Annotated in this window: 15 protein-coding genes, 1 tRNA gene and 1 other annotated feature; of the genes, 2 read left to right on the top strand and 14 right to left on the bottom strand. The window is 61.0% G+C overall.

Going from position 1 to position 12,714, the window contains the following annotated elements:
- Nucleotides 1-4 precede the first annotated feature (4 nt).
- Genes ftsY through tmk form a run of 4 tightly spaced genes read right to left on the bottom strand, consistent with a single transcriptional unit; the run spans nt 5 to nt 3,524 of the window.
- On the bottom strand, nt 5-934 hold the full coding sequence (ftsY, locus tag HMPREF1249_RS00080) for a signal recognition particle-docking protein FtsY (protein ID WP_008521481.1): 930 nt from the start codon (nt 932-934) through the stop codon (nt 5-7).
- Nucleotides 935-938: 4 nt separating this feature from the next.
- Nucleotides 939-2,189: a PSP1 domain-containing protein gene (locus HMPREF1249_RS08180; protein ID WP_269207996.1), complete on the bottom strand. Its 1,251-nt coding sequence runs from the start codon at nt 2,187-2,189 to the stop codon at nt 939-941.
- Nucleotides 2,125-2,922 (bottom strand): DNA polymerase III subunit delta', encoded by a 798-nt coding sequence (locus HMPREF1249_RS00070; protein ID WP_008521483.1) that lies wholly within the window; start codon nt 2,920-2,922, stop codon nt 2,125-2,127. The genes HMPREF1249_RS08180 and HMPREF1249_RS00070 overlap by 65 nt, the downstream gene beginning before the upstream one ends.
- Nucleotides 2,922-3,524, bottom strand: a complete 603-nt coding sequence (gene tmk / locus HMPREF1249_RS00065; RefSeq protein WP_008521484.1) for a dTMP kinase — start codon at nt 3,522-3,524, stop codon at nt 2,922-2,924. The genes HMPREF1249_RS00070 and tmk overlap by 1 nt, the downstream gene beginning before the upstream one ends.
- A 102-nt stretch (nt 3,525-3,626) precedes the next feature.
- Between tmk and HMPREF1249_RS00060 the strand changes: the two genes are divergently transcribed.
- The gene (locus tag HMPREF1249_RS00060) at nt 3,627-5,009 is read left to right on the top strand and encodes an aminopeptidase 1 (protein ID WP_008521485.1); all 1,383 of its coding nucleotides are present in this window, start codon (nt 3,627-3,629) and stop codon (nt 5,007-5,009) included.
- Nucleotides 5,010-5,049: 40 nt separating this feature from the next.
- Here the strand turns inward: HMPREF1249_RS00060 and HMPREF1249_RS00055 are convergent, their stop codons facing one another.
- Nucleotides 5,050-6,714, bottom strand: coding sequence for a SpoIVB peptidase S55 domain-containing protein (locus HMPREF1249_RS00055; protein ID WP_008521486.1), 1,665 nt, complete (start codon nt 6,712-6,714; stop codon nt 5,050-5,052).
- Between the two features lie 20 nt (nt 6,715-6,734).
- Nucleotides 6,735-7,830, bottom strand: a protein-coding gene (prfB, locus tag HMPREF1249_RS00050) for a peptide chain release factor 2 (RefSeq protein WP_008523055.1) whose coding sequence is annotated in 2 segments (ribosomal slippage) — nt 6,735-7,757 and nt 7,759-7,830 — 1,095 coding nt in all. Because the reading frame shifts where the segments join, the coding sequence is not laid out codon by codon here.
- A 119-nt stretch (nt 7,831-7,949) separates the two neighbouring features.
- On the opposite strand from prfB, the gene selD reads away from it, so the two are divergent.
- Nucleotides 7,950-8,987: a selenide, water dikinase SelD gene (gene selD, locus HMPREF1249_RS00045; RefSeq protein WP_021775618.1), complete on the top strand. Its 1,038-nt coding sequence runs from the start codon at nt 7,950-7,952 to the stop codon at nt 8,985-8,987.
- A gap of 73 nt (nt 8,988-9,060) precedes the next feature.
- On the opposite strand, the gene rplL is transcribed toward selD, so the two are convergent.
- The 8 genes from rplL to rpmG all read right to left on the bottom strand — a co-directional run bounded on the left by rplL (nt 9,061) and on the right by rpmG (nt 12,625).
- A complete protein-coding gene (rplL, locus tag HMPREF1249_RS00040; protein ID WP_008521489.1) occupies nt 9,061-9,438 on the bottom strand; it encodes a 50S ribosomal protein L7/L12 in 378 nt (125 codons plus the stop codon).
- A gap of 81 nt (nt 9,439-9,519) precedes the next feature.
- On the bottom strand, nt 9,520-10,053 hold the full coding sequence (gene rplJ / locus HMPREF1249_RS00035; RefSeq protein WP_008521490.1) for a 50S ribosomal protein L10: 534 nt from the start codon (nt 10,051-10,053) through the stop codon (nt 9,520-9,522).
- 10 nt (nt 10,054-10,063) lie between these two features.
- Nucleotides 10,064-10,226 (bottom strand) — a sequence feature (ribosomal protein L10 leader region).
- 49 nt (nt 10,227-10,275) lie between these two features.
- Nucleotides 10,276-10,965 (bottom strand): 50S ribosomal protein L1, encoded by a 690-nt coding sequence (gene rplA / locus HMPREF1249_RS00030; protein ID WP_008523061.1) that lies wholly within the window; start codon nt 10,963-10,965, stop codon nt 10,276-10,278.
- A gap of 55 nt (nt 10,966-11,020) precedes the next feature.
- Nucleotides 11,021-11,446, bottom strand: a complete 426-nt coding sequence (gene rplK, locus HMPREF1249_RS00025) for a 50S ribosomal protein L11 (RefSeq protein ID WP_008521492.1) — start codon at nt 11,444-11,446, stop codon at nt 11,021-11,023.
- Nucleotides 11,447-11,523: 77 nt separating this feature from the next.
- On the bottom strand, nt 11,524-12,081 hold the full coding sequence (gene nusG / locus HMPREF1249_RS00020) for a transcription termination/antitermination protein NusG (RefSeq protein ID WP_008521493.1): 558 nt from the start codon (nt 12,079-12,081) through the stop codon (nt 11,524-11,526).
- A gap of 71 nt (nt 12,082-12,152) precedes the next feature.
- Entirely contained in the window at nt 12,153-12,332 is a 180-nt protein-coding gene (gene secE / locus HMPREF1249_RS00015) for a preprotein translocase subunit SecE (RefSeq protein WP_008521494.1), read from the bottom strand.
- Nucleotides 12,333-12,377: 45 nt separating this feature from the next.
- Nucleotides 12,378-12,454, bottom strand: a tRNA-Trp gene (locus tag HMPREF1249_RS00010).
- A 21-nt stretch (nt 12,455-12,475) separates the two neighbouring features.
- Nucleotides 12,476-12,625, bottom strand: a complete 150-nt coding sequence (gene rpmG / locus HMPREF1249_RS00005; RefSeq protein ID WP_008521495.1) for a 50S ribosomal protein L33 — start codon at nt 12,623-12,625, stop codon at nt 12,476-12,478.
- Nucleotides 12,626-12,714: the final 89 nt, after the last annotated feature.

Raw genomic sequence — 12,714 nt, 5'->3', positions numbered from 1 at the left:
GAATTTACTCTTTTTCTCCCGCTAAACCCAACAGCCCGCGAACAAAAGACTCCGGCTCGAAGAGCGCCAGATCGGCCACCCCTTCGCCCACCCCGACGTACCTGACCGGGACGCCCAACTTCTCGGTGATCGACAGGACGACGCCGCCTTTGGCGGTGTTGTCGTATTTTGCCAGAACTGCGCCGGTCAGCGGTGCGACCTGACCGAACAGGTCGGCTTGGACGAACGCGTTCTGGCCGATCATCGCGTCAAGGACGATGAGCGTTTCCACGTGGTCCTTCCCGACTGCCCGCTCGACGACACGCCAGATTTTGCCCAGCTCAGCCATCAGGTTCTGCCGAGACTGGAGCCGCCCGGCCGTGTCGACGATGAGAAGCCGAGCGCCGGCGGCCTGAGCGGCGGTAATCCCGTCGAACGCCACGGACGCGGGATCGCTTCCGGGCTTCTGGGCCACCACTCTGACGCCGCACCTTTCTCCCCAGACTTGAAGCTGTTCGCTCGCTCCGGCGCGGAACGTGTCTGACGCGGCCATCATCACTTTGTGACCGGCCTTGACGAACTGACAGGCCAGTTTCCCAGCAGTCGTCGTCTTGCCGCTGCCGTTGACCCCCACCATGACGCAGACGTTCAAACCGCTGGCCAGCCGCAGCGGCTGACCTGTCCCGTCGGCGGCAGAAAGGCGGGCTACCAGAAGGCGGGCAAACGCCTCTAAAAGCTCATCAGCCCGTTTGATGCCCTCCCGCCGGCCCGTTTCCTTCAGGCTGGCTACCAGCTCCTCTGCGGTATCGACGCCCGCGTCGCCCACGATGAGAGTTTCTTCCAAATCATCCCAAAACTGGGGCGTGATGTCGCTGCGGGTGAAAAGACGGGTCAGTGACCCGCTCCAACGCCGTCTCACGTCGCTGAGCCGGTCAAAAAATCCTCCAAAAACCACTTGGTTACCGCCCTTCCCCAGCCGGCTTGCCGGCTGGACGAGGTCTTGGCCGACGGCGGCGCTGAGAGCCGCCTGAGGGCGTCTGCATTCCCCCGACGCTCACGCCAGAGCGAGCCCCTCCGTCAGGCCGGCGGTTTCCTGCTGCCTTTTGTTCCGGCTGACTGTCTGAGCTTCCTCCCAACGGCTTACGGCGCCGGCGGTCCGAAGCTCTTCTTGGGTCATCTTCTTTGAACTGCGACGGCTCGGGCTTTTTCAGGGGCGCAGATTCCGGCTCGCCGCAACTTTGCTCAGGCGCGGCCCCGACCTTGAGCGGGCAGCTGCAGCCGCAGCACCGAGAGGGCTGGCTTTCGAGGGCTTTGCCGTCGACGTCCAAGCCGTGAGCTTCGTTGTCCCAAACTTGGCCGGACTGAACGGCGGCCTTAAAGTCGGGGAAGATCTTGACAGGTATTGAGAAAAAGCCCGTCGGGCCTTTTATTTGGCACGTCAGCCGGGCCACGTCGATGCTTGAAAGCACGTACGTGGCTTCGGCGTTTTTCACCTTGCTGCCCGGCGCGGGCAGGTGACTCCAAACTTCGTGATACGTGCTCTGCTCGTAGGACATGCAGCACATGAGCCGGCCGCACAGGCCGGAGATCTTCGTCGGGTTCAGGCTCAGGTTCTGCTCTTTCACCATGCGGATGCCGATGGGCATAAAGGTATGAAGCCAGTAGCTGCAGCAACAAGGCCGACCGCAGGGGCCAAGCCCTCCGGCCACTTTTGCCTCGTCACGGGCGCCGATCTGCCGAAGCTCTATCCGGGTGCGGAACTCCCGGGCCAAGTCGCGGACGTACGCCCGAAAGTCGATCCGGCCTTCGGACGTAAAGTACAGGTACAGTTTTTTTCGTTCGGTCAGGTACTCCACGTCCACCAGCTTCATTTCCAGCTGGTGACCTTCTAAGAGCCTGCGGGACGTGACGAGAGCGCTTTCCTCTTCCCGGCGGAGTTCTTCCTGTTCGGCCATCTGCTCGACTGTTGGTATGCCTAAAAAGCTCACTTCGTGAAGCTGACTGTCGCTCGTGCCCTTTTCGCCGCTTTCGGCCTGTTGGCGGTAGGCTTCCGCCTGGCTTTCCGACAGCGGCCCTACGACGGTGCCTATTTCCGTTCCCCTGGGCGTCTCGATGAAAACCGGCGACTGCCTGACTAGAGAGACGTCATCTTCCACGACGAGACGGCCTAAAAATCGAGGCTTGCCGTAAATCGTCAAAAACGTATTCACACGGGTAATCCTCCCTCATGATGAGAACCAGCAGATCGGCCCACTGGGATGACGACAGATGGGCGTTTCGAGCCGTCTGGGATATCTGAGACAACACGGACGCGCGGCGCAGGTCCCCTCGGGCCTGACACCAAGCCGCCCAGCCGGCCGTTTCCCGCTGCCATTCCTCAGCCGCCTTCGCTGCCGACTGGACAAGCCACTCGGCCCACTGGGCGTCGCTTGACGGCGGCTCAGCAGGCTCGGATACGTCCTGTCCCTGTAATGATAACATCCAGGCCCGACTGTGCAAGGTGTCCGACAAATTCGGCGTGGAAGAAACAAAACACAGCCGCCCGCGGGGCGGCGGTTCCTCGGTTATTTTCAGCAGGCTGTTTGCCGCCGGCGGGAGCAGCTCATCGGCCCGCCAGACCGTCAACAGCCGATACGGAGCCGCCACCGGAGCCAACCCGAGAGCCAGAGCCCCTTGGCGGCATTCGTCAATCGTCATGGCTTTGGCGGCATCCTGCTGGACGATCCAGTCCGGGTGAGTACTCCCGTCCCAGCACCGACAGCTGGGACAGCGGCCGCAGTTCGTCCCTTCAAGGCAAAGGACCCGTCGGGCATAGTCCTCGGCGGCCCGTTCGGCTAGGCCCTCGGACGCCAAAAGCCACAGGGCCTGAGGAACCCGTCCGCCCCTGATCAGCTCGGCCAGCTTTTGCCACCTGACGCTTGCCTCAAGCTCCCGAAGGGCCATCAGAACTGAACGCCCCTCTGCCGAAGGGCGTTAACCATTTGCTCGGTCACGTCGGCTTCGCTCTGAGCGCCGTCGATCCTGACGATTCGCCCAGTCTCGCGGGACAACTCGGCAAACCCTTGGGCGATCCGTCGGTGAAACGCCAGCTCCTGCGCCTCAAAACGGTCGCAGCCGCCTCGGCTCGCCCGACGACTTAGAGCCAGCTCCACCGGCAGGTCGAACCAAAGCGTCACTTCGGGCTGAGGAAGGCCGCACCAGTCGATCAGGGCCTCGACCTTCTCCCGATCAAGTCCTCGCCCCCAGCACTGATACGCGAGAGTTGAGTCGTTGTACCGCTCACAGATGACCGTCTCCCCTCGGCGGAGCGCCGGCAGGATGACTTTCGAGGCGTGTTCGCACCGATCGGCCACGAACAGCAGAACTTCGGTCCAGCTGCCGCAAAGGCCGCCGTGAAGCAGCAGCTCGCGCAGCGCCCCGCCTTCGGGCCAGCCGCCGGGCTCACGGGTGCGCACAACGTCTCTCCGCTCGGCCAGCAGATTCGCCAGCAGGGCGGCCTGAGTGGATTTCCCGCAGCCGTCTATTCCTTCAAGGGTGATAAACATGAACTCGCCTCCGGTTTACGGACTGGAACGGCCTCCTCTGAAGGCGTATACTCGTCTGTGGCAAGCCTTCTGTGAACAAACGCTGAGGAGGTCAGAAACGACATGGGAGAAGAGAAAAAGAAAGATCTGATGAAAGGCTGGGCCCGCTACGACGGCTCGGAGAAACTCGAACCTCGGGCTAAGGGGCTGATGGACTTCGTGGGCCGGTGCAAGACCGAGCGGGAAGTCGTCAGGTATTTGGAGGAAAAGGCAAAGTCGCTGGGCGCTGCCGCCTTGGAAGAGGGCGCCCCCGCCAGCCCCGGCTCCGCGCTGTACATGAACTGGAAGGGCCGGGCCTTCGCTTTGGTCCGCGTCGGCCGTCTTCCGGTCAGCTTGGGGCTCAACTTTATTATCTCACACGCCGACGCGCCGCGGGTGGACGTCAAACAGCGGCCGCTGTACGAAAAGGACAACATCGCCATGTTCGACTGCCACTATTACGGCGGAATCAAGAAGTACCAGTGGACCAACGTGCCTCTGGCCCTGCACGGTGAAATTCACCGCCACGGGGAAACGCTTCCCGTCGTCGTCGGCGAGGACGCTGCGGACCCGGTTTTCATTTTCCCCGACCTGGAGCCCCACATCGATCGGAACATGAACGACCGTAAGGCGTCTGAGACGGTTGACGCGGAAAATTTGGACGCCATCGTGGCGCACCGGCCGAACGACGGCGAGATCTCAGCCGCCCTGTCGGCAGTCCTCAAAGACCGGTTTGGCCTTGACGACAGCTCGTTCGCTTCCGCCGACTTAGCGCTCGTTCCCGCCGGGCCGGCCCGGGAAGTGGGATTTGACCGGGGGCTGGTTGGCGCCTACGGCTTGGACGACCGAATCTGCGCCTGCGCCACCCTCGAAGCCTGGCAGGCCATGACCGAAACGCCCGATCGGACCGCCGTCCTGATGGTGATGGACAAAGAGGAGATCGGCAGCCAGAGCATCGGCGGCGCCGAAGGCGCGTTCGTCGAACAGCTGGCGCTGGAGCTGCTCCACGCGGCTAAAGAGCCGGCCGACAGCCTGTCGCTCCGCCGCTGTCTCAGCAAGAGCGTCGCGCTGAGCGCCGACGTCACGTCGGGCCGCAACCCGCTGTACGACAGCTACTACGTGAGAGATCAGCAGGCTCTGATGGGGAACGGCGTGGGCATCATCAAGTTCTCCGGCTCCGGCGGCAAGGTATCGGCCAACGAGGCGCGTGGCGAGATCGCCGCTGAGTTTATCGAAATTCTTGACCGCCGGAATATCCCATGGCAGTGCGGCAGCTTCGGCCGGATCGACAAGGCAGGCGGCGGCACGCTGGCCCGGTACTTGGCCCAAAAGGGAATCGACACGGTCGACTGCGGCCCGGCGCTGCTTTCCATGCACTCGCCGTTTGAGCTGGCCAGCAAGGCGGACTACGCCGCGCTGTGCGACGCCTACCTGGCGTTCTTCCAAGAGATGACCGCCCCCAAATAAGCGGACAAAACAAGCCGAGGAGCTTTCGCTCCTCGGTTTTTTATTTGCCCTTTGGCCCAATAACTAGCGGAACAGAGAGTGACCCGTCCACGCTGTACTCGGAACGAAAGACCCGCATGGTTCCCTCGCTCATCTTCGTGCGGCGGATCTCCTGAGCCGACTTGTCGCTGGGCGTCTCGTCGCCTTCCAGCGAAACGATGACCTCGCATGACCGCTCGGCGTCGGTCAGGTCGGCCAGAAATTCCTTCAGGGACGACGGCCGGCTGCTTCCCTCGCTGCCGGAGTCGGCGGCTTCGTTGTCCAGCTGGCCGCCTCGAGCCAGAACAGTGCAGGAGCCTTCCCAGTCTTCCGGCACGACGAAGTCAAACTTCTTCACCGTCGGCTTGCCGCGCCGAGGTCGCATGGTTACAGACACGGTCACCCGTTCGCCTGGAGCTGCCGTTTCGGGCTTCACCTCGACCTTTTCCAAGTACAGGACGTTCGTCTCCGGCGTCACGTCCACGTCAAGAGTTACCCCCAGCGGGTGCAGGTCTGAAAACGGGTTCTGGCTCACAGCGTCCACCAACGCCGTCACTCTGGACGCCAGAAGATCCGACATGCTCTGGGAGTCGGCGATCACGTCGTCCCATTTCCAGCCGGGATAGAAATTCTTGCCATTCAACGACAGGGTGATCTTGGCCGTCCCCGGCCCAACCCGGTTCAGCTCCGAGTCGATCACGCCAGCCAGCACGTCGGGCAGTAGAGTCAGCAAAAGGGCCGGAATCGGTGCCATCTGAAAGCGGCGGAAAACGTTCAGGTTTTGGCTCTTGTCTTTCAATCGAATTGAAACAGACATCGCCGGTGAAAAACGGCCAAACCACCCGCCGACGCCCTCAATACGGTCCTGCGTCGCCGTCCCGATCAGCTGCCCTGGGGACGCGAGCTTGAACGGCACGTCCATGCTGGGGATAATATGGTGAATCTTCGCCGTGCTGACCGGCAGCCGAACCGCCCCGAAGTTCTTCACCTCGTGGCCGAACGCCAGAAAACGTCCATCCCGGCTCACCGCCGAAACGGTGCCAGTCTCTTCCACGTCCACGTCGCCCCACGCCAACAGGACGCTGATCGGGTCCCCAGGACGCAGGCGAACGTTCGTCGCCGCGCCCTTCACCTCAGATCCCGACAGGCCGGCCTGAACCGACACGCCGAGCCGGGAGCTTAACCTCTGCAGGGCGCGGGAGCTCAGCCCCGAAACCGTCAGAGGCCCGGCCAAGGGCTTTTTCCCCAAGGGGCCGGCCATATCGGACTCAGGATAATCGAAAACGCTCATCATCTCTTCGATGGGCGTCATCTCGGTCAGATCGTGGTCGCTGAACGACCAGTTATATCCGATCGCGCCGGCCAGCTTGCCGCCGAAATACACCGGCGAGCCACTCATGCCCGCCGCGATGCCGCCCAGCTTTTTAATGACGTCGCCGCTGGCCCGCAGCAGGACAAGATGACGGGGCCGGGTCGGCGACGTCACCACGTCCAAAACTTCCACTGGAAACGAGACGATCTTGTTTCCCGGGACAGCGGTCTTGGCGTACCCCTTCATTCCCCGCTTGAGCTGGGAAACTTTAATGATCGGCTCGTCCGGGATAAACGGAGAAGCCCAAGCCGCAGCCGACAGGGTCAAGCACAGGACGGCGGCCAGAACTGCAGCGATTTTTCTCAACAAAGTCATACTTGAAATACGCCCTTTCTCTATTTTCGCCAGCGCAGGTACGCCAGAATAAACCGGTCCAGATCCCCATCCAAGACGGCTGCCACGTTGCCCGTCTCCTCGCCGGTCCGATGGTCCTTGACAAGCGTGTAGGGCTGAAGGACATACGACCGAATCTGGTGTCCCCAGCTGCTCTCTTTCTTCTCGCCTGCCAAGTCGTCCAGCTCCTGCCGGCGGTTTTGGACCTGAAGGTCGTACAGCTTGGAGCGTAGCACCTGCATGGCCGTGGCCTTGTTCATGTGCTGGGACCGTTCGTTCTGACAGCTCACGACGATTCCCGTGGGCAGGTGGGTTATCCGAACAGCCGAGTCGGTCATGTTGACGTGCTGCCCGCCGGCCCCGCTGGAGCGATAGGTGTCAATTCTCAGGTCCTCGTCCCGAATGGCCACCTCGACGTCGTCGGGCAGCTGAGGAGAGACGACGACGCCTGAAAAGCTCGTGTGCCGCCGCTTGTTGGTGTCAAACGGGGAAATTCGCACCAGCCGGTGCACCCCCGTCTCGGACTTCAGGTACCCGTAAGCGCAGGACCCGGACACGGTGAACGTGACGCTCTTGAGCCCCGCTTCTTCGTCCTGCTGCAGGTCCAGCAGGCGGGTCTTGTAGCCGTTTTCCTCGCACCAGCGAAGGTACATGCGGTACAGCATCTCCGCCCAGTCCTGGGAGTCCAGCCCGCCCGAGCCGGCGTGAATCGTCACGATCGCGTCCCGGCTGTCGTAGGCTTCGGACAGAAGCAGGTCCATCTGCCGGTGTTCAACTTCCCGCGAGTACTCGCCGCTTTTCGCGTCAAACTCGGCCGCCAGCTCCGGGTCGTCGTCAATTTCCAAAAGCTCGGCCATCGTCTCTAGGTCCGAAAACATCCGCTCCAGATGATCCCAGTGTTCCAGCGAGCTCTCGAGCCTCGACAGCTGGGACGAAACTTCCTTCGCGTCGCCGGTCGACCAGAACGCCGGATCGGAACTCCGAAGCCTCAGCTCATCTGCCTGTCTTCTAAGCCCTTCCGGGTCAAAGGCTGTCCTGCAAGTCCGCACGCTGCGAACGCAGTCCCTCCAAAATCGTCGTGATTGGCAAAGTTCCCATACGTATCCTCCTTCATGCCGCGCTCTTGACACGCGGCTCAAACAAAACCTATTATACCTGAAGACGTCGCCGGCCACCGCCGGCAGGCGCGCGACCTTATGCGAAAGGAGACAGGCCGAATGACTGAAAAACGACTGACCCAACTGTCGCACACCAGCGGCTGAGCGGCCAAGATAGGTCCGGAGGACCTGGCGAAAATTCTGGCAGGCCTGCCTCACCCTCACGACGATCGGCTTCTCTGCAGTTGGGAGGGCGGCGAGGACGCCGCGCTCTGGAAAATAACCGAAGAGCGGGTCGGGATCCTGACAGTGGACTTCATTACCCCTGTGGTGGACGACCCGTACCAGTGGGGACGCATCGCGGCAGCCAACTCAATCAGCGACGTCTTTGCCATGGGCGGCGCACCGCTGGTCTGCCTGAACGTGGTGGCGTTCCCGATCAACTGTCTGCCTTTGGAGTCTCTCGCGGCGGTGATGCGCGGCGGGAGCGACGCGGTGACTGAGTCAGGCGCGTTCCTCATGGGCGGCCACAGCGTGGAGGACCCGGAGCCGAAGTACGGCCTTTGCGTCTTCGGCGAAGCCGAACGGTCTTGCCTTTGGAGGACGACCGGCGCGAAGCCGGGCGACGCGGTGATCCTCACCAAACCTGTCGGAACAGGCGTCGCCGCCACGGCCATCAAGGGAGGCATGACCGACCTGATCGACCCGGCCGAAGCGGTCCGCTGGATGGGGACGCTGAATGATCTGCCCAGGCACCTTTCGCCGGAGCTCAAGCGGGCGATTCACGCCGCCACTGACGTCACCGGCTTCGGCTTGGCAGGGCACGCGCTCGATATGCTCTCGGACGGGACGGTGGACTTCCACTTCGAGCTGGAAAAAATTCCTCTGCTGACCGGCGTCACGGAGGCCGCCTCGATGGGACTTCTGCCGGCCGGAGCCTACCGCAATCAAAAACTCTACGCGCCCCACGTTGCAGGCGCCTGCGGACGGCCAGAAGAGGACTTTCTTTACGATCCCCAAACGAGCGGCGGGCTCATGTTGGCCTGCGATCCCCGATACGCCGACCAAATCCTCAACGCGGCGCTGGCAAACGGCTTTACCCGCTCCCAGATCATCGGGACCTGCTCCGAAGGAAATGGGACGCTTCATGTCGAATAACAGGGCAATTTCAACTGCCCACAAAAAGGCCGTCCGGCACTTTCGTGCCGGACGGCCAATTTTTGCGTTCGTGTTATGCCAGCTCGACGGTGGCGCCGACTTCAGCCATCTGCTTCTTGATGTTCTCGGCTTCTTCCTTGGAGACGCCTTCCTTAAGAGCCTTGCCCGGGTTGTCGACAAAGTCCTTGGCATCCTTCAGGCCCAGGCCGGTGATCTCGCGCACGACCTTGATAACCTTGATCTTCTCGGCGCCAACGTCCTTCAGGATGACGTTGAACTCGGTCTTCTCCTCGGCGGCAGGAGCAGCGGCGCCGGCAGCAGCCGGGGCGGCCATCATCATGGCAGGAGCGGCGGCGCTGACGCCGAACTTCTCCTCCATCGCCTTGACGAGCTCGGACAGCTCAAGAACGGTCATTGATTCGATTGCGCTCAGAATTTCTTCGTGGGTCATTGGGAGTTCCTCCTCAAAAAATTTTTCAGATTAGGTCAAACCGCTATGCGGCTTGGATGTGAGCTTTGAAAGACGTACCGGTTACGCTGCTTCTTTTTCTTTCTTCTCGGCCAGCTGGGACAGGCAAGTGACCAGTCCGCGCATTGTCCCAGACAGAACTGTGACAAGTCCGCGGAGAGGCGCGACCATCGTTCCCACGACTTGGGCGCGAAGCTGTTCCTTGGACGGCAGCTTGGCCAGAGCCGCAACGGCCTTGCTGTCCAACACGCTCTCACCCATGACGCCGCCTTTAATCACCAGAGCGGCGTTCTCCTTCTTGGCCGCAAAGTCCTCGAGGGCCTTGGCGACCGCAGGGCTTTCGCCGTAGGAGATGATATAGGCGTTCGGTCCGGTCATCATCTCGTCAGGATGAGCCAGTCCGTGCTCCTTCAGAGCGATGCTCATCAGGGTGTTGCGGGCAACGCGCACGTGACCGCCGGCGTCGCGCACAGCTTTGCGCAGCTCAGTGCTCTTCTCCACGGAAAGGCCGCGGTACTCGGTAATGAACACCGCGTCGGCGCCTTCCAACGCTTCGCGCAGCAGAGCTACTTCGTCGATCTTATATTGTGCAGGCATATGTTTCACCTCCTCAAACAAAAAACTCTCCCGTCCGGAGGCGGGAGAGCGTTAGTCAACGCGTCAAATGCCGCACCTGACGGCGCGACGTTTTTCTCCTGAACCTCGGTGGGCGGCTGGGCCTTTGTGCTCTCACGAGCACCCACTGTCTCAAGCTCACTTGATTATTATATCGTCGCGGACAAAAAAAGACAACCCTCTGCGGGTTGTCTTTAAAGGGACTTATTCAGCCTGAGACTCGTCAAGCCGGATGCCGGGGCCCATCGTCGAAGCGATTGTCATGCTCTTGATGTAGGTCCCCTTCACGGCTGCCGGACGAGCCTTGACGATGGCCGCGTGGTAGGCTCTCAGGTTCTCCAGTAGCTGCTCGTTGGAGAAGCTGATCTTGCCGATGACGTTATGGGTGATGGCGAACTTGTCGACCCGGAACTCCACCCGGCCCGCCTTGATCTCGCGGACAGCGTCGCCGACGTTTGCCGTCACGGTGCCGGCCTTAGCGCTGGGCATGAGGCCGCGGGGGCCAAGAACTTTGCCCAAGGGGCCGATGAAGCGCATCATGTCAGGCGTCGCGATGACCGCGTCGAAGTCGAGCCAGCCGCCCTTGATCTTTTCGACCATGTCGGCACCGCCGATGAAGTCGGCGCCAGCCTCCTTAGCTGCGGACGTGTCGCCGGCAGTAAGGACCAGGACCGTCTTGGTTTTGCCGGTCCCGTGAGGCAGCACCAGCGTGCTGCGAACCTGCTGGTCCGCGTGGCGGGGATCGACGTTCAGCTTGACGTGAACTTCGACCGACTCGTCAAACTTGGCCATGGCGGCTTTCTTCATCAGCTCGACGCCCTCGGCGAACGAGTACAGCTTGCCCGGTTCGATCAGCTTGTGCTGTTCGGACTGTTTCTTGCTCAGTTTTGCCATTGTTGTATCCTCCTTGTGGTCGTAGCGGCCATGCGGCCTGCCACGGGATGGAACGTTACTCCTTAATGGTGACGCCCATGGAACGGGCGGTTCCGGCAACCATCTGGTAGGCAGCGTCAAGGTCGTTGGCGTTCATGTCGACGATCTTGAGCTTGGCGATCTCCTTCACCTGCTCGGCGGTCAGAGAGCCAACCTTGTTCTTGTTGGGCTCGCCGGATCCCTTCTCAAGGCCCGCGGCCTTGCGAATCAGGACGCTGGCAGGCGGGGTCTTCAGGATGAACGTGAAGCTTCTGTCCGCGAAAACGGTCAGGACGACCGGGATGATCATCCCAGCCTGATCAGCGGTCTTCGCGTTGAACTGCTTGACGAACTCCATGATATTCACGCCGTGCTGCCCCAGCGCCGGCCCAACCGGCGGCGCCGGCGTGGCTTTACCGGCGGGCAGCTGCAGCTTAATCTGCCCGATGACTTTCTTTGCCATGCAAAAGGACTCCTCTCGAATTTATCGTTGTCCTGCTGACGCTCCAAGGGAGCGCCCCTGCAGGATCAGGAGCGCGCTCAGACGCGCTCGAGCTCCGTGTGATTCACTTCGGCCTCGGTCTCGCGGCCGAATACCGAAAGGACGAACTTCACCTTGCCGGTGGACGTGTTGACATCTGAGACGACGCCGACCGCACCGACAAACGGCCCGGACTTGACCCGCACCGAATCGCCGACTTGGCATTCTACCACGATCTGGGGCGTCTCGGCTTCCAGCTCCCCGACCTTGACGAGCACGTCGCGGACCTCTTCGTCGGACAGCGGCAACGGATGCGCGCCGGCCCCGACAAATCCCGTCACGCCGGGCGTATGCCTGACGACGTACCAAGACTGATCGTCCATGATCATCTCGACGAGAACATAGCTGGGGAACAGCTTGCGGGACATCTGCTTAGACTTCCCGTCCTTGACAACGACAACATCCTCCATGGGAACGAGGACTCGGAAGATCTTGTCCTCGGCATTCATGGAAGCGATTCGCTGCTCCAGGTTGTTTTTGACCTTGTTCTCGTACCCTGAGTAGGTCTGTACGGCAAACCACTGGACGTTAGCTTGCTCTTTGCGTTCGATCATCATAAAAAAGGGACCCGATGCAAATCGGCCCCCGTACCTCCCTACAGTAAGAAGTGGATACAGGGGCAAGACCCCTATCCAAGGATCTTCGAGAACACACCTGTCAGGATCAAGTCAAGGATGCCGAGATACGCGCTCAAAAGGAGCGTCACGGCAATGACCACCAGCGTGGAATACCACACTTGTTTTCTGGTCGGCCAGGTGATCTTTTTGAATTCTGCACGGGATTCGCGGATGAAGGGCTTAAGATCCAACAGACATCCCCCTCTGTGTTTTCGTCAAAAGTCAAGACGTGAAAATGGCAGGCCCGGAAGGATTCGAACCTTCAACCCTCGGTTTTGGAGACCGATGCTCTACCAATTCGAGCTACGGACCTGCGACAGTAGGTTATTCTACACTATTTGCTTTCTTTGTGCAAGGTGTGCTTGTGGCACTTGGGGCAGAACTTGTTCAGCTGAAGCTTCCCGCCGAGGTTCTTCTTGTTGACTGTGGTCACATAGTTGCGGTTTTTGCACTCCGTGCAGGTCAGTCCGATCTGGTCGGCCATTTGGCGTCCTCCTCTCCAGTGTTCCGGTACGTCACCCCCCGCCGTCGGCGGGGGGTGACGGTTCAATGCTGTTTATTTTAAAGCTGTTC

Origin of the sequence: Jonquetella sp. BV3C21 (assembly GCF_000468895.1) — a bacterium.
Taxonomy (GTDB): Bacteria; Synergistota; Synergistia; order Synergistales; family Dethiosulfovibrionaceae; genus Jonquetella; species Jonquetella anthropi.
This window is presented reverse-complemented; position numbering and strand designations above follow the sequence as displayed.